Genomic DNA, 19,325 nt, shown 5'->3' on the forward strand with positions numbered 1-19,325 from the left:
TCAGCCCCGCCCTTCGCCGAGCCTGCCGCCCTTCTCGATGAACTCGATGACGCCGGGGAAGTAGCGGCCCGAGAGCCCCTGCTTGCAGGCGGCGTCGTAATAGCGGCGCGCCAGCTCGGCGACGCCAGGCCGGATGCCGGTGTCGGCGGCGAGCTGAAGCACGTAGTCGAGATCCTTCAGCACGTATTCCGGCGGAAACGCCTTGTCCGGGAAATTGCGCGGCAGCATCGCCTTTATGCCGTGATTGCGCAGGACGAAGCTGTCGCCCGAGCCCTTCGACACCGCGCCGAGCAGCGTCTCGGGCTTCACGCCGGCCCGCTCGCCCACCACCATCATCTCGGCGAGCGCGAGCGTGTTCTCGAACACCAATGCGTTGTTGATCAGCTTGACGACCTGGCCGCAGCCGACCTCGCCGCAATGGGTCACGTCGGACCCCATGTAGCCGAGCAGCGGCCCGATCCGCGCGAACACCTGCGGCTCGGCGCCGACCATGATGCTGAGCTCTCCGCGCTGCGCGGCCTCCCGCGTGCGCGCCACCGGCGCATCGGCGAAGTGAAATCCGCCGGCCTTCAGCCGCTCGGACACGCTGCGAGCGAGCGCGACCGGCGTGGTGCTGAGATCGACGATGGTTGTTCCCGGCCTCGCGGCTAGTGCGATCGCGCTTGAGACCGCCTCTACCTGCGGTCCGCCGGGCAATGACAGGAAGATGACGTCGGCGGCCGCGGCGAGTGCCTCGAATGAGCTTGCTGCTTCCGCCTTGGTGTCGGACAGCGCCGCAACCGCCGCCGCATCGCGATCCAGCATCAGCACGCGGCCGGCATGTTTTTTCGCGACGTTGCGGCACATGGGTCCCCCCATGACGCCAAGACCGACAAAGCCGATGGTGTCTGCTGCGCTCATGGCATCAATCCATCAACATGCCGCCGTTGACGTCGAGCACCGTTCCGGTGATCCAGTTCGACGCCGGCGAACAGAGGAACAGAATGCTCTGCGCGATGTCCTCGGGCTGGCCGAACCGGCCGAGCGGCACATTGCCGTTCGCCGACGGCGCGGCACGGCCCGTGACCGTCGCCCACATCGGCGTCTCGACCGGACCCGGCGCGATGATGTTGGCGTAGACGCCCTTGCCGGCGCCATTCTTGGCAACCCATTTCATCAGCCCATGCACCGCGGATTTCGCTGCGACATAAGCCGGTCCCGACGCCACGCCGCCGATCTTGGCGGCGATCGAGCCGAGCGCCACGATCTTGCCGAAGCCGCGCTCGGCCATGACGGGATAGAGCTTCCGGACGGGATTGACCGTGCCCATCAGATTGACGGCGAGGATCCTCTCCCACTCCTCGTCGGTCGACTGAGGCAGCGGCGTGTTGGCGATGGTGCCGGCGCAGAGCACGAGGATGTCGATCTTGCCGCGCGCCTTCAGCTCGTCGTCGATCAGCTTCTCGACCGCAGTCCTGTCCGTCACGTCGCAGCGGCGATAGCTCGCCCTGGCGGGAAACTTGCCGCCGTCTTCCACGATGTCGGTGGCAATAACGTCGGCGCCGGCTTCGCAGAAGGCGGCAACGACAGCGCGGCCGATGCCGCCGGCAGCTCCCGTGATGAGGGCAGTTTGTCCGTCGAGACGCGAGGGGCCGCTCAGAGGCGATCCAGCCATGTCGTATTTTCCTTGTTCTTCTTGGTAACTATCCGGCAGTTCAGCGAGCAGCGGGCGGTCGCGTCTTGCGATCACCCGCCGACGCGATCGACTCAAGCCGGCTTGGCGTCAAAGGCCACGGCTGGATAGGGCTTGAAGTCGCGCACCATGACGAAGGACCCCTGCGCCTGCAGGATCGCCTCCTGGCGCGTGCCGCGGTGATCGGAGCCAGTGAAGGTCACCTTGCGCGCACCGCCGACCGAGGCGTTGCTCAAGCTATTTCCCGCCTCGATCAGATTGGCACGCGTGATCGGCTTGCCGCTGTCGACGAGCGTACCGAAGATGCTGCCGAACAGCGCGGCGTTGCTCCAGCCGTTGAGGCCGAACACACCGACCGGATCGTTCGGATAGTATTTCGTCACGGCTGCGCGATAGGCCTTGATCTCGGGCTCGGCGCTGTCGACCGGAAGCAGCCAGGAGGAGAAGTAGACGCCGTTGAGCAGATCGCCGGTCAGCTTGTAGGTGGCGGGATCGGCCGTGAAGAACGGCGCGAACCAGGTCAACTTGACGCCTTGCCGGTCGGCCGCCTTCAACGCCGCCGCAAGATTGGCATTGGAGCCGAACAGGATCGCGGCGTCGGCCTGGGCATTTGCGACGCGGCGGATATGCGGCGTGAAATCCGTGGTCTTGACCTCGAACGGCACCGATTCCGCCGGCGTCAGCTTGTTCGCCTCCATGAAGAGATCGAAGCCGCGCTTGGCGGAGCGGCCGAGCTCATCGTTCTCCCACAGCAGTGCGATCTTCTTGAGCTTGAGATCGTTGACGGCGAACTCGGCATTGGATGCCGCCGACCAGCCATAGTCGGGCAACAACGGAAAGATGTTCGGCTCGGCGAAGAAGGCGCTGGCACCGCCGATCGGGCCGATCATCGCAAGGCCGTTCTCCTTGGCGTAGGGAATGACGGCGACATTGGTCGCCGTGCCCACCGCCGCGACGAGCGCGAAGATGTGGTTGTCCTCGACGAGGCGCCGGACCGCAGCGACGCTGCGGGCCGGATCATAGCCGTCGTCGAGCGTCACGTAGTTGATCTTCCAGCCCTTGATGCCGCCGGCCTCGTTGACGCTCTTGAAGTAGGCGTCGGCCGCGTGGGTCAGGATCGCGTAGAACGGGACAGGTCCCGTGATCGGGGTAAACCCGCCGATGGTGATGGTCTTGGCAGCGGCATCGACGCCGATCTCGTCGGCGAGGAGCGGACTGCCGGGATAGGCCGACGCGAGCGCGGCGGCACCAGATAGCTTGAGAAAGTCACGCCTCTTCATAGGCCCTCCCCGAGATCTGTTTTTCTTGTCCGACGATCCTTAGCGGGAGGAACCGGCCTGGTCAAGGGAAAATGCATTATGCATTATCTTGGGTTTTGCATTGCGCCGGCCAGGATCAGCTCCGCACGGCGGATCACCGGCGCGTCGATCATCTTGCCGTCGAGCGCGACCGCGGCACCCTGCCCCTCCCTTGCGACCTGCATCACCCGATGCGCCCAATCGAGCTCATCAGCGGTCGGCAGGAAGGCTTCGTTGACCAGCTTGACCTGGGCCGGATGGATGCAGAGCTTGGCGCCAAAGCCGAGCGCCTTCGTCCGGCCGACGGCTGCGCCGAAGGCGGCTGTATCCGTCCACGACGTCGTCACCCCGTCGATCGGCGGCGCCAAGCCGGCCAGCCGCGACTCCAGAACGATTTGCAGACGGACCGGATCGAGCTCCCCCGTCGTTTCGGTCACCCCGGCATCGACGCCGAAATCGAGATTGCCAAAGGCGCACTGCGAAACCAGCCCGCTCTTGCCGATGCTGCGCAGCTCGGCATATCCCCGCACAGTTTCGATCAGCGCGATGATGTCGCACTTGCCCTCCAGCAGACCGACCAGCCGATTGAGGGCGCCAGGCTCGGCCTTCGGCAGCATCAGCCTGGTCACGCCGGCACGGCGAATCATCTCCATATCGGCGGCGAAGAACGGACTGTCCGCGCCGTTGACGCGAACGATCGCATCCGTCCGCCGGGTCCACTGCGCGATGGCGCTGCGCGCTGCACTCTTGTCCCCAGGAGCCACCGCATCCTCGAGATCGAGAATGACCCGGTGGGCACCCGACATCAGCGCCTTGTCGAAGCGCTCGGGCCGGTTGGCGGGGACAAACAGGAACGAGCGGGACAAAGAGCTGGACATCGGGCGACAACCTCGATTATGCATTATGCATTATCGTTTGTACTTCTATCCTCCCTGGTGGCCCGCGTCTATGGTAGCCGCGGCAAATCGGTCGGGGGCAGCGGCATCCAATGGAATATCGGACGAAAGAGGAACAGGTCGCCGACTATCTCCGCGAGGGCATCATCTCTGGGCGGCTGCCGCGCGGCGTCCGGCTCAAGCAAACCGAGATCGCGCAGGAACTGAAGATCAGCATCACGCCGGTCCGCGAGGCGTTGAAGCTGCTCGAAGCCGAAGGCTACCTGTCCAGCGACTCCTATCGCGGTGCCACGGTCGCACCGTTCGACGTCGAGGCCTCCACGGAGATTCTCAAGCTGCGGATCACGCTCGAGACCCAGCTCGTCGAGAGCGCGGTGCGCAACATCACCGCCGAAGAGATCGCCGAGCTGCGCGAGCTGGCGCGACAATTCGAGGACGCCGCGCTCGCCAATGACAGCACCGCGGCACGCGGCATCAACTACCGCTTCCACCGCCGCATGTATGATTTCGCCCGCCTGCCGAAGACGTTGCATTTCGTGCAGGTCTTGTGGGCGCAATATCCGTTCGACGTCATCAACCGCATTGGCGGCCGGGCCGTGCGGGCCGCCAAGGAGCACAATGAGCTGCTGAAGAACGTGATCGAGGGCGATGCCGCAAGCGCGATGCTGACGATGCGCCAGCACATCGAAACCGGCTGGATCGAGCTGCGCAACAGCATGCCTGCGCGAGCCGACACCGGCACCAGATCCAAAGGCTCCGAGAACAAGAACTCTGAGAAGGAGACGCTATGAAGCCGATGCTACTCGTCATGGACATGCTGAACGACCTCGTCCATGAGAATGGCGGCGGAGCCAAGACCTACGTGCCGCTGATGAAGGAGCGGGACGTGCTTGGCCGCACCAAGGCCGTCATCGCCAAGGCGCGCGCAGCGGGCGTGCTGATCGGCTATGTCCGCGTCGGCTTTTCGCCCGATTATCGGGAATGTCCGCCCAATTCGCCGATCTTCTCCCGCGCCAGGAGCGCCGGCATGTTCAAGCTCGGCACGTGGGGCACGGAGGTCCATCCCGAGCTCGCGCCGAAAGCCAGCGATTTCGACATTGTCAAGCATCGGGTGAGCCCGTTCTACGGCACTTCCCTGGAGCCGATCCTGCGCGCCCATGGCGTGACTGATCTGTTCCTGAGCGGCGTTTCGACCAACGGCGTGGTGCACACCGGCGCGCGCGAAGCGCACGACCGCGACTATGGCTGCACGGTGCTGGAAGACTGCTGCGCCGGCGGCACCACCGACGAGCACGACAGCGCGCTGCGCTGCCTCGCCCGCTTCAGCGCGATCAAGAACAGCGCGGATGTGAGTTTCGGCTAGCGCCTTCTTCCTTCTCCCCTTGTGGGAGAAGGTGCACCGAAACTGTGGTCTGGATCTCAGACTATGCGCCCAGCCAGCGCGGATCGATCGCCTGCCGGTAGGTCACGCCGCGCACGGCATCGCTGAACTTCAGCTCGAACTCCATGTTGTGCGCGAACTGCTGCTCGGACAATGTCGGCGGCACCGAGACGGTCGTGCGCTGATCCGAGACCGTGTGCTTGATCAGCGCTGTATCCGTCTGCTGGAAATAGCGATCGTGCAGGATCTGGCCCGTCGCCTCAGGATCGTTGCGGATCAATTCCGACGCCCTGGTCATGCCCCGGACCAGCGATGCGGCGGTCTCCGGATTCTTGTCCAGAAAGTCCGGCCGTCCGCACAGAACGGTATAGAGGAAGTTCTCGATGCCCGGCACTTCGCCGTGCGACGGGCGCGCGGCCCATACCCCGAGCCCCTCTTCCACCGCCTGGTTGTTCGCGGGCGCCGTGGTGTTGAAGCCGTCGATCTGGCCGGAGCGCAGCGCCAGATACATCTTGTCGAGCTTGACGACCGTCAGGCTGACATCCTTCTCGGGATCGAGCCCGCCGAGCGACAGCAGATAGCGCCAGATCTTGTCGGTGCCGCTGCCGCGACCGGAGATCGCCAGCGTCAGCCCCTTCATACGGGCCATGCGCTCCTTCAGCGGCATGTCCGCCACAAGTCCGATCTTCTCGGCGGTCTTCTTCGCGATCACCGCGTCGCTTGCATATTGCGACATCAGCGGCGCGAAGGCGTTGATCTTCTGGCCCTTGGCGACCGCAAGGATCACGTCGCTCATCACGAGACCGGCCACGTCGACGCTGCCGCCGAGGATCGCCGCCATGCTGTTGGTGCCGCTTCCGGTGTCGATCAGGGAGACGTCGAGGCCCGCATCCTTCATGTAGCCGGCCGCCGTCGCGACCAGCAGCGGCAAATAAGCGAAGGTGTAACCGCCGATCGCGATCGTCACCGGCTTGCCGGCGCCCTGCGACAGGGCTGGCTTGACCGAGCCGGCCAGCGCTCCTACCGCGATATTGCCCAACATCGTCCGACGCGTGATCATGATGTCCTCCCTCTTGTTCTCGTTCCCGCAAGGTCTCCTCAGCGCCAGCGGAAGATCCAGCTCTCCAGCCGTCCAAGCACTTCGTTGAGGAGGGTGGTGACGACCATCAGGGCAAACAGCGCTGCGAACACCCCGGCAGTGTCGAGCTGGCCGGCGGAATTCTGCGTGAGGTAACCGATGCCCGCATTCGAGGCCATCATCTCGGCCGCGACCGCGCCGACGAAGCCGTAGGGCAGACCGAGCTTCAATCCCGTGAACAGCCATGGCAGCGCGGACGGAAAGATGACCATGCGCTGGACCGCGAACCGCCCGGCGCCCATGGTCCGCAACGCATCGACCATCTTCAGATCCACCTCGCGCACGCCGCGCAGGGTCGAGAAGAACACCAGGAAGAACACGCTGATCGCCGCGAGCACGATCTTCGGCGCGAGGCCAATGCCGAACCACATGATGAAGAGCGGCGCGAGCGCGACCTTCGGCACGCCGTACACCGCCGTGACGAAGGGATCGACGGTGCGATGCAGGATGTCGCTCGCGCCGATCATCAGCGCGAACAGGACACCGGCGGTCGCGCCCAACACGAATCCGGCGGCGGTTTCCTTGAACGTGATGAGCAGGTGATAGGCGAGCTGCCCGCTGGCGGTCCACGCCACCACCGTCTTGAGAACTGCCGCCGGGCTGCTCACCCAGAACGGATCGAGCAGCGTACCGGATGCAGCCTGCCATGCCGTGAGCATCGCGACCACGAAGACCGTACGGTAGAGCCATACGCGACCGGATTGGCCGAGCATGGGTTCAGCTCGCGTATCGGACAGCGCCTCTGTGCTCATGACATTCGCCTCGCCGGCGGTTCGAGAGCGGCCCAGAGCCGCCTGTAATGTTCTTCGAAGGCGGGATGGAAACGCACCTCATGCACCTCGCGCGGCCTCGGGATATTGATGGGCTCATCGAGCCTGATCTGGCAGGGGCGCGGCGAGAACACCAGAACGCGATCGGCGAGCGTGATCGCCTCGACAATGTCGTGGGTTACGAACACCACCGTCTTGCGCCGCACCGACCACAATTTGAGAAGCTCCGCCTGGAGCACCAGCTTGAGCTGAGCATCGAGTGGTCCGAACGGCTCGTCCATCAACAGCACCGGCGGATCGTAGATCAGCGTGCGGGCGAGCATCGCGCGCTTGCGCATGCCGCCGGAGAGGTGGCTCGGATAGTGACGTTCGAAGCCGTCGAGACCGACCTGCGCGATCAGTTCGCGCACACGGGTGGCGATCTCCGCGCGGTCGACATTGCGCAGCTCGAGAGGAACCGCGATGTTCTGCTCCACCGTCCGCCACGGCAGCAGGCTGTCATGCTGGGTGAGATAGCCGATCCCGGTGTTGATGGCGCCAACCGGCGCGCCCTGACACAGCACCGTGCCCGTGGTCGGCCGATCGAGGCCGGCAAGCAGATTCAGCACGGTCGACTTGCCGGAGCCGCTGGGGCCGACGATGGCGAGAAACTCGCCGCTTTCAAGCGAGAGGTTGAGCCCGCTCAGGACATCGACGCGGCCGCTGCGCGAAGAAAAGTTCTTGCCAACACCGCGCAGCTCGACCGCGGGCGCGCACCGCGCCTCCCCGCCTTGCACCGGGACAACAGAAAGATGCGCCGATCTCATCGCCCTCGCCTCCGCCGTGCTTTTCTTGTTTCCTGGACCGTCCCGATGCGTTCAGACCTCTGCGGAAGCCTTCATCGCCAGCGCGCCGCCCGGTCCGCTGGCCCAGAGGTCGAGCGCGCGCCCGTCCCCCTTTCCCTCCAGGTGGAACGGCGAGCTCACGAACAGCGGTGAGACGCCCCTGAACTCAAAGGATTTGAGCGGCTTGCCGGCATGCTTCTGCGCGAAGCCTTGCAGCAGGGTCGCTGTCAGCGGACCGTGCACGACGAGGTCGGGGTAATTCTCCTCAGCCTGCGCGTATGACTGGTCATAGTGAATGCGGTGGCCATTCGACGTCAGCGAGGAATAGCGGAACAGCAGAACGGTGTCGGGCCGAAACTCCTCCGACCACGCGCCATCCCGTGGAGACGGCGTGGCCGCGGGCGCCGGCGATCCCGGCGCGGCCGCCTCGCGATAGACGATGTCCTGCTGTTCGGTGATGCATGGCGCGCCGTCGCAGGCAATGCTGTGGCTGACGGTGACGAATACCAGCTCTCCGGCACGGCCGGATTTGGCTTCGACCTTCAGGATGGTGCTTTCGCGCACGCCTTCGCCGCCGATGGTCAGCGGCTTGTGGTAGGTGAGCCGCCCACCGGCCCACATGCGGCGCGGCAGCGACACCGGCGGCAGGAATCCGCCGCGCTTCGGATGTCCGTCCGTTCCCAGCTCCTGTCGCGGCACGAAGCGATTGAAGAAGATCCAGTGCCAGCCCGGCGGCAGGGGCGCACCGGCCGCATGATTTCCTTCGAGGCCCAGCGTGGAGGCCAACGCGGCGACACGATCCGGCGCGATGCGCTCGCGGATCGTTTCCTTGCGGCCGACCCAGGCCTGCCAGTCCTCGCCTGCCAATGCTACGCTCTCGCTCATGACGGAAACTCCACTTCAAGCGTTCAGTAAATCACCTGCTGATCGATCAGACTCTGGCGGTCCTCACGGCTGAGGCCGAGCAGATCGCCGAACACGTAGTCCTCGTCCTCGCCGAGCCGCGGCGTGCCGCGCGTCATGCCGACGTCGGACTTCGAGAAGCGGATCGGCGCTTTCAGCGCAGCGCGCTCGCGGCCGGTCGTGTCGACGACATCGACGACCGTCCCGCGCTCGCGCAGATGCCGATCGTGGGCGATGTCCTCCATGTTGCAGGAGACATGCGCGGCGATGCCGGCGGCCTGGAGCTTCCGCTCGGCCTCACCGGCCTCGCGCGTCATTGTCCAATGCTCGACCTCACCATGCAGCACCTGCCGGTGCATGTGACGGCTCGCTCTTGTCTGAAACCGCGGATCGGACAGCAGATGCGGCGCATCGATCAGCTTCGCCAGGCGCCGCCATTCGGCGTCGGTGCCGACGGCAATGGTCAGCCAGCGATCCTCCTCGCGGGTCCGGAACACGCCATGCGGCGCCATCCGCAGATGGCCATTGCCGATCCGCGCCGGTTCTCCGCCTGCGGCGGCGAACAGCAGGGCTTCGCCGACCAGCGAGCAGGCCACCTCGCGCGCGCTGACATCGACATGTCCGCCGCGCCCGGTCTGGCGAAGCCGATACACCGCAGCCACCGCTGCCATGGCGGCGTTCATGCCGACGCTGTGGTCCATCACGTGCCGCATCTCGACCGGCGGCCCGTCCTCATAACCGGTGAGATATCCGAGCGCGCCCCAGGCACCGAACAACGGCGCGTAGCCGGCGAAATGCGAATCCGGTCCGCTCTGGCCCGAGGACGAGACCGACACCATCACCACCGACGGCTTCAGCGCGGCGAGCGCCGAATAACCGAGGCCGAGCCGCTCCATCACGCCCGGGCGAAAGCTCTCGCAGACGAGATCGCTGACACCGACGAGCTTCTTTGCCAGCGCGACTCCCTTGGCGTCCTTCAGATTGATGCGGATCGAAAGCTTGTTGGAAGCAACCTGGTCAAAGCTCGCCGGCCCCATCCGGCCATAAACCGGATGCGGCTTGCGAAAGATGTCCGGACGCGCTGCGCTCTCGACCTTGATGCACTCCGCGCCAAGCTGCGACAGAATGTGAGTGCAGAACGGCCCGGCCGCATGCAGCGAGAAATCGGCGATGCGGACTCCGGCAAGCGGCTTCATGAGACCTCCGCGGTAATTGCAGTCCGTTCGCGATGATGCCTGGCCGAGAGCAGGTGCTGATGTTCGCCGAGCCGGGGCGGCCCGCTTCGCAAGGCCAGCGCGGCGCCGTCGACGTGAAACGGCGCCGACAGCACCGGCAGCCGGCAAGCGCCGGGAATCTCGACAGGTTGAAACAGGTGTCGCGCGGCCTCATGCGGACCGGACAGCACTTCGGCGGGGCTGGCATATTTCGCCATGGGCACACCGAGCGCCTGGGCCCGCGTGACGATATCCGCGGTCCGCTGTTCGCGTGCCCAGGTGCGAATTGCGCGATTTATCTCCGCGCCGCGCCGGCTGCGCTCCAGCGAGTCCGAGAGTTCGGGGTCGAGCATCCAGTCGGGGCGCCCCATCAGTTCGATCAGGCCGCGCCACTGCCGTTCCTCGAGCGTCAGCAGCTCGACATAGCCGTCGGCACATTCGAGCACGCCGCCATATTTGAACGAGCGCGTGCTGCGGTGCTCCAGCGAGCCGTCCCCGAGACGCTGAAGCGCGAACGCGCCAACGGCGAGCGTCGCATCCTGGATGGAGACATCTACGCTTTCGGCACCGCCTTGCGCGCGGCTGACCAGCGCGGACAGTGCCCCCAACGCGGCGACCACGCCGCCCTGATACTCGGCGAAATGACCGTAAACCTTCAACGGCGGACGCTCGGGAAAGAGTTCGGCGGCAAGTCCGTTGGGCAGCAGAAAGCCCTCGCCGGACGCGTGGATCAGATTGATCTCCTCGGCTCGCCAGTCGGCCTTCGGTCCGAAGGCGCCGAACGGCAACACCGAGACATCGATCAGGTTCGGGTGGCGATCCCTGAGCGTCTGCTCATCCAGTTCGAGATTTGCGCGCTCGTCGGGACGAAGATCATGCACGAGGACATCGGCTTCAGTCAGCAGCGCGGACAGTCCCGCCCGTCCGGCTGGCGTCGTCAGATCGCAGGTGACGCTCTTCTTGCCTGCCGCCAGAAACGCGAACAGCGCGCTCGCTTCATGGGCCGGCGGAAGCAACGGCGGCTCGCGGCGAAGAGGATTGCCTTCCGGCGGCTCGACGAGGACTGTCTCTGCGCCGAGGGTGGAGAGCAGCCGGCCGGCATGGCCAGCCGAAACGCCGCGCGAGATCTCGACGGCAATGACGCCCGCAAGCGGAGGCGCAGCAGCCTCGTCCGTCATGGCAACGCTTCCTCGTGTTGTTCTTGGTTGGGTCCGAAGCGTGGCGCACCACGCTTCGGTTCTTGCCTGGGCACGAAGGGCTTCAGCGGATGGTCGGCAGTTCCAGCTCAAGCCCCGCTCCATCGAAGAACACGCGGTTCTTCACGTCGCGCGAGGGCAGCATCACGGTGGCAAGGCCCGGGGTGGTCAACTCGCCGCGCTGGTTCTCACCCCAGATCTCGAGATCGACCAATGCAAAGCCGTCCTTGACATACTTCCTGGTGACCTTGCCTTTGCACCAGGTGGAATCGCCCATGGTGTTGAAGCGCCGCATCTCGGTGCGCACGCGCTTGAGGAAGGCCGCATCGCCCATCCAGTTGCTGACGAGGCTCGCGAGCCAGGACGAGCGCTGCGGACCGTAATCATAGGTGCCGGGCACGCCGACTTCCTTGGCTACGGACTCGCGGTGATGCCCGATGCCGGTATATTCGATGCCGCCGCCGGCCTCCGGATTTCGGAAGAAGTGGCCGGGATGCTTGACGGCGGATTTCAGCACGATGCCGTGGGTGTGGCCGCGGCCGCAGCCGACCAGGAAGCCCATCGTGTCCATCAGCGAGAGCGGGCCGCGCACGATCGGCGGCAGTTCGTCGCCCTCGTTGACGTCCTCGAAATAGCGCATCGTGGTGCCGCGGATCCGCTCGTCCTCCTTCAGGATCGCCTCGTCGAGCGCAGCGAATTCGTCGGCCGTGTATTCGTAGGGCTTGACGTCCTTGTATTTGCCGGCGTCGCGCGCGGCCTTGCGCTCGTGGCGGGTGCAGGTGCCGAGCGCGCGGGCGACCATTTCGCCGCGCTGGTTGGAATAGGTGGCCTCGACATATTGCAGCACGAGACGGCCGGAGAATTTGCTCTCCTTCTCCTCGATGCCTACCACGCGCTCGATCGCGGTGATGCGGTCACCCGGACGGATGTGACGGAATAGCTCCCAGTCATTGCCGGCATAGAAACCATGCACGCCGGGAAGGCCCCAGCGGGTGCGGCCGATCCAGCCGAACGCCATCGGGAACATCGGATGGGCAACGTTGGTGCCGTAGCGGCTTTGGCGACCGTGCTCGGCGTCGCGGTAGAGCGGGTTGAGATCGCCGATGCCGTTGCAGAAGTTGCGAATGGTGTCTTCGGTCGCGTCCTGGAGATACGGCCCTTCCGGGCGAAGCTGAAGCCCGATCATGCCCCGCGCCTGCGCGATCGCCTCGTCGGTGATCCTGCCTTCCGCCGGGGCGTGGCCGACCTCTTTTTCCTTTTCCATCACGTCTGACATTTTCGTCTCCAATCCCTGTACGAGTTGAGTTTGCTATGCTGCGGGTTTCATGGCGCGGGCCAACGCCGAAGCGGCGGCAGAGGCGAGGCCGTCGAGATCGCGCGCGATCACGACACCGGCGCGATCGAGCGCCTCGACCTTCGCCGCCCAGGTCTCGGCGTAGGAGCCGATCATCGCGGCGGCGTGCCCCATCTTCTTGCCGGCGGGCGCGGTGCGGCCGACCAGGAGAGCTGCCGATGGCTTCGCATCCGGCCGCTTGGCGTATTCGGCGAGGGCATATTCTTCCGAACCACCGATCTCGCCGAGATAGATGATGGCGCGCGTCTCCGGATCGTCGTGGAATAGCGCGATTGCTTCCGCGGCGTTGACGCCTCGCACGGGATCGCCGCCGATGCCGATGACACTGCTCTGGCCGAGACCTGCCGACGACAGGCGGAAGCAGGCCTCATAGGACAGCGAGCCGCTGCGCGAGATCACGCCGATCGGCCCGGGCGCGTAGCAGAACGAGGGCATGAAGCCGAGCTTGGCCTTGCCGGGCGAGATCAGTCCGGGCGAGTTCGGCCCGACCAGATGTGCGCCGCGGTGGAGCGCGGCCGCGCGCATCTCCATCGCGTCCAGCACCGGCAGGCCGTCGCCGGGATATGCGATCAGCGGACAGCCGGCTTCGATCGTCTCCAGCACCGCATCGAGCGCAACGACGGCGGGCACGTAGACCAGTGCCGCATTGGCGTGGGTTTCCCGCATCGCCGCCGCGACGCTGGAGAACACCGGAACGTCTTCGATGGCCCGGCCACCGCGTCCCGTCGCCACGCCGGCGACGACCTTGGTCTGGCTCTGCGCGAGATCCTTGACGGAGAAGGTGCCGAACTTGCCGGTGATGCCGACGATCAACACGCGGGCATCAGCATCGAGAAGTATGCTCATGACTGCGCTCCCGCCACTCGCTTGACGATATCGGCGACCGCGCTCTCCAGCGTCGCGTGGTTCTGACGGCCGGCGTCGCGGAGGATCGTGGTCGCAAGATCGCTGCGCGTGCCGTTCAGCCGCAACGTCACCGGCTTCGCCGAGGTTCGCCGCGCCAGAAGCTCGACCAGCGTTTTCGCCACGCGGTCAGTGTGCAGCCCGCCGCCGAACATGCTGACCAGGATGCCTTTCACATTCGGCGCGCGGTCGAGCAGGTCGAACGCAAGCCCAAATCCCGCCGGCGTCGGGTTGCCGCTGACGTCGAGAAAGCAGGCCGGCTGTGCGCCGGCGCCGTCGATGGCGTCCATCGCAGCCATGGTCATGCCGGCACCACCGGAGATCAGCCCGATCTCGCCGTCCAGCCAGACCAACATCAGATTGGCTTCTTCGCATCGGCGGATGTCGTGCTCCGCCTTGTCGCGGGAGGCTGCGATGGCGGATGCCGTGGCGGCCTTGCGGAACGCCGCAGCTTCGTCCAGGACGATCTTGGCGTCCGCGGCAATCAACGCGCCACCTTTGGCAACGACCAGCGGATTGATCTCCACCGTCGTGCATTCGCTGGCCTGCGCGATCTCCAGCAACCGGCGCGCAGTCGAGATGACGCGTTCGCGCACCTTCGGATCGCTCTCGACCGGCTCCAGCAGCGCGCGGAAGGCATGAGCGCGAAAATTACGGGCGAGCCCGACCGGATAGCTCAGCGGCAGCGGGCCGTTCTCGATGTTGACCCCGCCGCGCGGCGAATAGAGCACGTTGAAGCCGCCGATCCGGCTGTCGATCGCGACCGCGAGATAGAGCTCGCGGTCGATGTCGAGCCAGCTCTCGACTAGGACGGACGACGGCGCTTCACCAGCGAACCGCATCCCCATGATCGCCTCGAAGGCGCTTTCCAGCTCCGAGGCGGAGCTCGCCTTGCGAATGCCGCCGGCCTTTCCCCGTCCGCCGGCGGCAACCTGCGCCTTCACGGCGACGGGCAGCGCGATGCGACAGGCCCGCGCTTCGTCGAGGGAGCGCAATTCCTGACTGGAAGGAGTGGCGATGGCGGCGCTGCGCAGCAGAGCCTTGCCTTGAGCTTCAGCGATCAACATATAATGCATAATGCATTCTATTTGACGACGGTCAACACCCTGTCCGGGTAATTTTCGAACGCGTAGGCCGAAAAATGCCGAAAAGCCAGACCAGTCAGGCGAAGCGGCGGGATGATCGCGATTTTCCCGCCTTCAGATAATGCATTTTCTGGCTGCGGGGGCCGGCCTTCTCTGAGCGCGTCGATCCCTCCTCGCCGCGCCTGAAGGGACCTGCAGCCGGCCACCCAAGAAAAAGAGCTCCGCGACCCCAAGGGGTCACGGAGCTCGAGTCCAGGGAGGACGCCCTGAGGGCGACGGCGATCTCATCGACCGCCGCTATTCTCCAGACGACCGATTGCGGCTCCGGAGATTGGAGACGGCACATTCGCGCCGCTCTATTCGCGAGATGAGTCGCGGGCGCCGTTCGGCGGCCACGCAGCTCACATCTTGAGCGCGAACGGATCGCGCTCCTCGTTGGAGAAATCGATCATCACGTTCTTGGTCTGCAGGAACTCGTCCAGCGCCGCGACGCCGCGCTCCTTGCCGAAGCCGGATTCCTTGAAACCGCCGAACGGCGCCATAGCGCTGGAGGCGCGGTAGGTATTCACCCAGACCGTTCCGGCGTGGACAGCCCGCGACACGCGCAAGGCGCGCGACAGGTCCGTCGTCCAGATTCCGGACGCGAGGCCATATTTGCTGTCGTTGGCGATGCCGATCGCCTCGTCTTCCCCGTCAAAGGGAATGATTGAGAGCACGGGTCCGAACACCTCTTCCTGGGCAATCGCCATCTTGTTCTCGACGCCCGTGAAGATGGTCGGCTCGATGAACAGACCGTTGCCGAGAGCATCGCCTGTCGCGGGCCTGCCGCCACACACGAGAACCGCTCCCTCTTTTTGCGCATCGCCGATACATTTGAGGATGCGCTCGAATTGCGGCTCGTTCGCCACGGTCCCCATATCCGTCGCCTTGTCCAGGGGATTGCCGAGCCTGATCTTGTGCGCCCGGGCGACCAGACGTTTCACGATGTCGTCGTGAATGGAACGCTGTACGAGGAGCCGCGAGCCGGCGATGCATGTCTGCCCGGTCGCACCGAAAATGCCGGCGAGAGCCCCGACCGTCGCCTTGTCGAGATCGGCGTCCTCGAAGATGACATTGGGAGACTTGCCGCCCAACTCCAGCGTGACCGGGACAAGAGACCGACCCGCTTCCGCCGCGATCTGGCGGCCGACGTTCGGGCTGCCCGTGAAACTGACCCGGTCGATCCGGCCGCTCGCGAGCAGCGCCTGCCCCGTCCTGTAATCGCCGGTGACGACATTGACGACACCCGCGGGGAAGCCCGCCTGGCGGACCAGCTCGGCGAATTCGAGCGTCGTCACCGACGCATGCTCGGACGGCTTGATGACGACGCAATTGCCCGCCGCCAAGGCCGGCGCGAGCTTGTTCGCAAGCAGGCCCATCGGCGAATTCCAGGCGGTAATGAGAACCGCAACGCCGATCGGCTCGCGGCGCGTGAAGTCAAACACATCGCGCTGGTCGAGCGGAATGGTATCGCCGAAGATCTTGTCGGCACAGCCTGCGAAGAACCTGTAGGCGCGCGCGGCAAAATGCATCTGCCCATGCGTCTCACGGATGATCTTTCCGTTGTCGGTGCTCTCCATGACGGCGATGCGCTCGGCCTGCGCGTCGAGCAGATCGGCGAGCTTGTTCAGCAAGGTCGCGCGGGCAAGACCCGTGGTCTTGCTCCAGACGGTGTCATAGGCCCGTCTCGCCGCCGCGATCGCGTCCGTGACCTGCGCGGGGGTCGCTTGCGCGACCTGCGCCCATTCCTCGCGGGTATAGGGGTTTATGGCGGCGAACCATTCCTGGTTCGGCGTGCTGACCGTCTCGTTGGCAATGGCAATTCCGTACTTCTTTGGCATGGTCGATTGTCTCCGCAACTGGCGAATTGCCTGTCTGATCCGGACGGGACGTCTGTCTTCGGTTGATGGTTAGGCTGGACTCCCGAGGGGATCGGCGTCTAATCGCGCGACCCCGTCGATCCCTTCGCGGGCGGGAGGAAACAGCGAGAGCACCTGCCGGTCGTGACCGGGAATGATGTGCGACGGGCTATCCGCCAGCTTCTCGATGATCGCAAAGCCGTTCAGCATCTGGTTCGTGTCAAACAAGACAGGAAATGGCCGGCGCCGCAGGATGTTGGCGTAATAGTGCGAGGCGTCCGAGGCCAGCACCACGTAACCCCGGCGCGTCTTCACCCTCACGACCTGAAGTCCCGCGGTATGGCCGCCCAGCCAGTGCAGGGATATTCCGTCGTTAAAAGCGGAGTTGGGATCATGAAGGGTCACGCGCCCTTCGAAGTTCCGCCGGACGATATGGCTGACGTCCTCCGCGTTGTAGGCCTTCTTCTGCTCGGCGTCGCACATGCAGCGACCGGTGCAGAAGTTCATCTCGCGCTCCTGGACGTGATAACGCGCTCGCGGAAACAGATCGTGGTTGCCGGCATGGTCCCAATGCATGTGGGTCAGGATGACGTCCTTGACGCTGTCCAGATTGATGCTGATCTGCTTGAGGCCTTCGGCGACCGGGCGCGTCACGGCATAGTTGCGCGGCTTGCCCGCATTCTCGTCGAAGCCGGTATCGACGATCACCGTGCGATCCCGGCCAACCAGCGCCCAGACGAAGAAATCGAGCGGCATCGGAATATCCGGCACGTCGCTGCTGTCGATGAAGTTCTCCAATGCGCGGCGCTCGTCCTTGCGAGCGTATCGGATCGCGTAGATTTCATACTCGGACATGTCGATCCCTACTGGCGCTCGATGCCGGCTTCCTTCGTTGTGGTCGCCCACAATTCGATGTCGTCCTTGACGTGCCTGGCGAAATCCGCCGGACCGATCCATTGAGCCTCGAAGCCGATATCGGCGAGACGGCTGCGGATCTCGGGCTCCGCCAACACCTCTCGGACGCCTTCCGAAAGTTTCGCCACGACCTCGGGCGGCGTGTCCTTCGGCGCGAACAGCCCGGACCATGCGGAGATATTGATGAACGCGAGCCCGCCCTCCTTCATGGTCGGAATATCCGGGAATTGCGAACTACGGGCCGGGTTCGTGGTGGCGATCGCACGCGCCTGGCCCGCCTCCACCTGCGAGACCGCGGGCGCCATGTCCATGAACGTCATCGAGACACGCTGCGCGATGATGTCGGTCACGACCTGCGGGCTGTTCCGGTAGGGTACAGCGGCGATATCGATGCCCGCGCGGCGCCTGAATGCCTCGCCGGACAATTGGCCTAGCGCGTTGGCATAGCCGAATGTCAGCGTGCCCGGCTTGCTCTTGGCCAGTGCCACGAGATCGGCCACGCTCTTGACCGGCAGGCTGGGATCTACGATCAGGAAATAGGGAAACAGGCCGAACTGGGAAATCGGAACGAAGTCGGCGATGGGGTCGTACTGGATCGACTTCAGCATGCTGGGATTGGCGGCATGCGTGGAGGTGCCACCTACCAGCAAGGTGTATCCGTCCGGCGCCGAACGCGCCGCCGCCGTCGCTCCCAGCGCTCCGTTTGCACCGACGCGATTGTCGATGACGATCGTCGTTTTCAAGAGCTCGGACAGCCGCTGGAACACGATGCGCGCGACGCCGTCGGTCCCGCTGCCCGGGGCAAAGGGCGCGATGACGGTAATTCTCTGCGAGGGATAGTTTTCCGCGGCTGCCAGGCTCCAGCTCGACAGAAGCAGCGCGATCGTCAACAACGGCACCCGCACGAAGTCCTCCCGTTGATTGTTCGTCCTGATGGTTCAGCCGGGTTGCCGGCACCTGACCGCTATTTCGAGGAGCGCTCGATGATCTTCACGATGACAGGCCAGTAATTCGCGCCGAAGCCGGCACGAGACGCCTCGGTCAGCAGTCTGGCACCGAGCGCGGCCTCCCTTGCCTCGATGCCGGCGTCCTTCGCCATGTCGAGCGCGTAGGACACGTCCTTGTGCATGTAGTCGGTCGAGAACACCCGCTCGGGAAATTCGCCCGCCGCAACGGCCTTGTATCCGTGATTGCGCAGCGCAAAGCTGTCCGCGGAGCCCTTGGAGAAGGCATCGAACAAGGTCTCGGTCGAGACACCCGCGGCGTTCGCGATGGCGGCGGCCTCGCACAAGGCGGTCACGGTCCCGACCACGACCATGTTGTTGAGGATCTTCACCACCTGGCCCGACCCGACCTCGCCACAATGGGTGACCTCGCTGGCAAAGCAGCGGAGCAGTGGCTCGATGCGGGCGAACACACCTGCGGTGGCGCCGACGGAAATGGCAAGCGTTCCGGCTTCAGCCGCCGCGCGTGTCCGGGCGACAGGGGCATCGGCATAGTCGGCGCCCTTCGCAGCGAAAGCGCCGGCCAGCTCACGCGTCAGCTTCAACGGGCTGGTCGAGAGGTCGACGATGGTCTGGCCGGCGCGCGCAAGCTCAAGAAGCCCGCCCGGCACCTCGCAGATCTTCTTGAGATGCTCGCCGCTCGGCATCGAGATGAAGATGATGTCGGCCTTCGCAAGGCCCGCGATCGAGCCGACATCGACAGCGCCGGCCTGAACCAGGCGCGCCAGCGGCTCGGGGTTGATGTCGTGGATCAGCACTGGCTGCTTCGTCGTCTGCACGAGGTGCCGGCACATGGGCTCACCCATGACGCCCAAACCGATGAAGCCGAAGGTCGAAGTGCCAGTCATGTCAAAACTCCGGAATTTCCAGACTG

Annotated in this window: 19 protein-coding genes; 2 read left to right on the forward strand and 17 right to left on the reverse strand. The window is 65.0% G+C overall.

The window, feature by feature from the left end:
• The 4 genes from FJV43_RS08570 to FJV43_RS08585 form a co-directional block, all read right to left on the reverse strand.
• A complete protein-coding gene (locus FJV43_RS08570; RefSeq protein ID WP_239626165.1) occupies positions 1–900 on the reverse strand; it encodes an NAD(P)-dependent oxidoreductase in 900 nt (299 codons plus the stop codon).
• Between the two features lie 4 nt (positions 901–904).
• On the reverse strand, positions 905–1,654 hold the full coding sequence (locus FJV43_RS08575) for an SDR family NAD(P)-dependent oxidoreductase (protein WP_239626167.1): 750 nt from the start codon (positions 1,652–1,654) through the stop codon (positions 905–907).
• Between the two features lie 92 nt (positions 1,655–1,746).
• Positions 1,747–2,952 carry an ABC transporter substrate-binding protein gene (locus FJV43_RS08580; protein ID WP_239626168.1) on the reverse strand — a complete coding sequence of 402 codons (1,206 nt, stop codon included), beginning with the start codon at positions 2,950–2,952 and terminating at the stop codon, positions 1,747–1,749.
• Positions 2,953–3,035: 83 nt separating this feature from the next.
• The gene (locus tag FJV43_RS08585) at positions 3,036–3,848 is read right to left on the reverse strand and encodes a CoA ester lyase (RefSeq protein ID WP_239626170.1); all 813 of its coding nucleotides are present in this window, start codon (positions 3,846–3,848) and stop codon (positions 3,036–3,038) included.
• A 110-nt stretch (positions 3,849–3,958) separates the two neighbouring features.
• Here FJV43_RS08585 and FJV43_RS08590 point away from each other — a divergent pair, with 110 nt between their 5' ends.
• Positions 3,959–4,657, forward strand: a complete 699-nt coding sequence (locus FJV43_RS08590; RefSeq protein ID WP_239626172.1) for a GntR family transcriptional regulator — start codon at positions 3,959–3,961, stop codon at positions 4,655–4,657.
• The gene (locus FJV43_RS08595; protein ID WP_239626174.1) at positions 4,654–5,229 is read left to right on the forward strand and encodes a cysteine hydrolase; all 576 of its coding nucleotides are present in this window, start codon (positions 4,654–4,656) and stop codon (positions 5,227–5,229) included. Before FJV43_RS08590 ends, FJV43_RS08595 begins: the two co-directional genes overlap by 4 nt.
• A 61-nt stretch (positions 5,230–5,290) precedes the next feature.
• Here FJV43_RS08595 and FJV43_RS08600 read toward each other — a convergent pair whose 3' ends face one another.
• The 13 genes from FJV43_RS08600 to FJV43_RS08660 form a co-directional block, all read right to left on the reverse strand.
• Positions 5,291–6,307, reverse strand: coding sequence for an ABC transporter substrate-binding protein (locus FJV43_RS08600; protein WP_239626175.1), 1,017 nt, complete (start codon positions 6,305–6,307; stop codon positions 5,291–5,293).
• Between the two features lie 38 nt (positions 6,308–6,345).
• On the reverse strand, positions 6,346–7,137 hold the full coding sequence (locus FJV43_RS08605; RefSeq protein WP_239626177.1) for an ABC transporter permease: 792 nt from the start codon (positions 7,135–7,137) through the stop codon (positions 6,346–6,348).
• A complete protein-coding gene (locus FJV43_RS08610) occupies positions 7,134–7,961 on the reverse strand; it encodes an ABC transporter ATP-binding protein (RefSeq protein WP_239626178.1) in 828 nt (275 codons plus the stop codon). The genes FJV43_RS08605 and FJV43_RS08610 overlap by 4 nt, the downstream gene beginning before the upstream one ends.
• 51 nt (positions 7,962–8,012) lie before the next feature.
• Positions 8,013–8,864, reverse strand: a complete 852-nt coding sequence (locus FJV43_RS08615) for a MaoC family dehydratase N-terminal domain-containing protein (protein WP_239626180.1) — start codon at positions 8,862–8,864, stop codon at positions 8,013–8,015.
• 23 nt (positions 8,865–8,887) lie between these two features.
• On the reverse strand, positions 8,888–10,078 hold the full coding sequence (locus FJV43_RS08620; RefSeq protein ID WP_239626182.1) for a CoA transferase: 1,191 nt from the start codon (positions 10,076–10,078) through the stop codon (positions 8,888–8,890).
• Positions 10,075–11,274: a CoA transferase gene (locus FJV43_RS08625; RefSeq protein ID WP_239626184.1), complete on the reverse strand. Its 1,200-nt coding sequence runs from the start codon at positions 11,272–11,274 to the stop codon at positions 10,075–10,077. The genes FJV43_RS08620 and FJV43_RS08625 overlap by 4 nt, the downstream gene beginning before the upstream one ends.
• An 82-nt stretch (positions 11,275–11,356) precedes the next feature.
• Entirely contained in the window at positions 11,357–12,568 is a 1,212-nt protein-coding gene (locus FJV43_RS08630; protein ID WP_239626186.1) for a MaoC family dehydratase N-terminal domain-containing protein, read from the reverse strand.
• A gap of 33 nt (positions 12,569–12,601) precedes the next feature.
• Entirely contained in the window at positions 12,602–13,492 is an 891-nt protein-coding gene (locus FJV43_RS08635; protein WP_239626188.1) for a succinate--CoA ligase subunit alpha, read from the reverse strand.
• Positions 13,489–14,625, reverse strand: coding sequence for an ATP-grasp domain-containing protein (locus tag FJV43_RS08640; RefSeq protein WP_239626190.1), 1,137 nt, complete (start codon positions 14,623–14,625; stop codon positions 13,489–13,491). The genes FJV43_RS08635 and FJV43_RS08640 overlap by 4 nt, the downstream gene beginning before the upstream one ends.
• Before the next feature lie 410 nt (positions 14,626–15,035).
• A complete protein-coding gene (locus FJV43_RS08645) occupies positions 15,036–16,514 on the reverse strand; it encodes an aldehyde dehydrogenase (RefSeq protein ID WP_239626192.1) in 1,479 nt (492 codons plus the stop codon).
• A 69-nt stretch (positions 16,515–16,583) separates the two neighbouring features.
• Positions 16,584–17,387 (reverse strand): N-acyl homoserine lactonase family protein, encoded by an 804-nt coding sequence (locus tag FJV43_RS08650; RefSeq protein ID WP_239626194.1) that lies wholly within the window; start codon positions 17,385–17,387, stop codon positions 16,584–16,586.
• An 8-nt stretch (positions 17,388–17,395) separates the two neighbouring features.
• Positions 17,396–18,352: a tripartite tricarboxylate transporter substrate binding protein gene (locus tag FJV43_RS08655; RefSeq protein WP_239626196.1), complete on the reverse strand. Its 957-nt coding sequence runs from the start codon at positions 18,350–18,352 to the stop codon at positions 17,396–17,398.
• 59 nt (positions 18,353–18,411) lie between these two features.
• The gene (locus tag FJV43_RS08660; protein ID WP_239626197.1) at positions 18,412–19,299 is read right to left on the reverse strand and encodes an NAD(P)-dependent oxidoreductase; all 888 of its coding nucleotides are present in this window, start codon (positions 19,297–19,299) and stop codon (positions 18,412–18,414) included.
• Positions 19,300–19,325 lie beyond the last annotated feature (26 nt).

It is taken from the genome of Bradyrhizobium sp. I71 (assembly GCF_022354745.1).
In the GTDB taxonomy this organism is placed as follows: Bacteria; Pseudomonadota; Alphaproteobacteria; order Rhizobiales; family Xanthobacteraceae; genus Bradyrhizobium; species Bradyrhizobium liaoningense.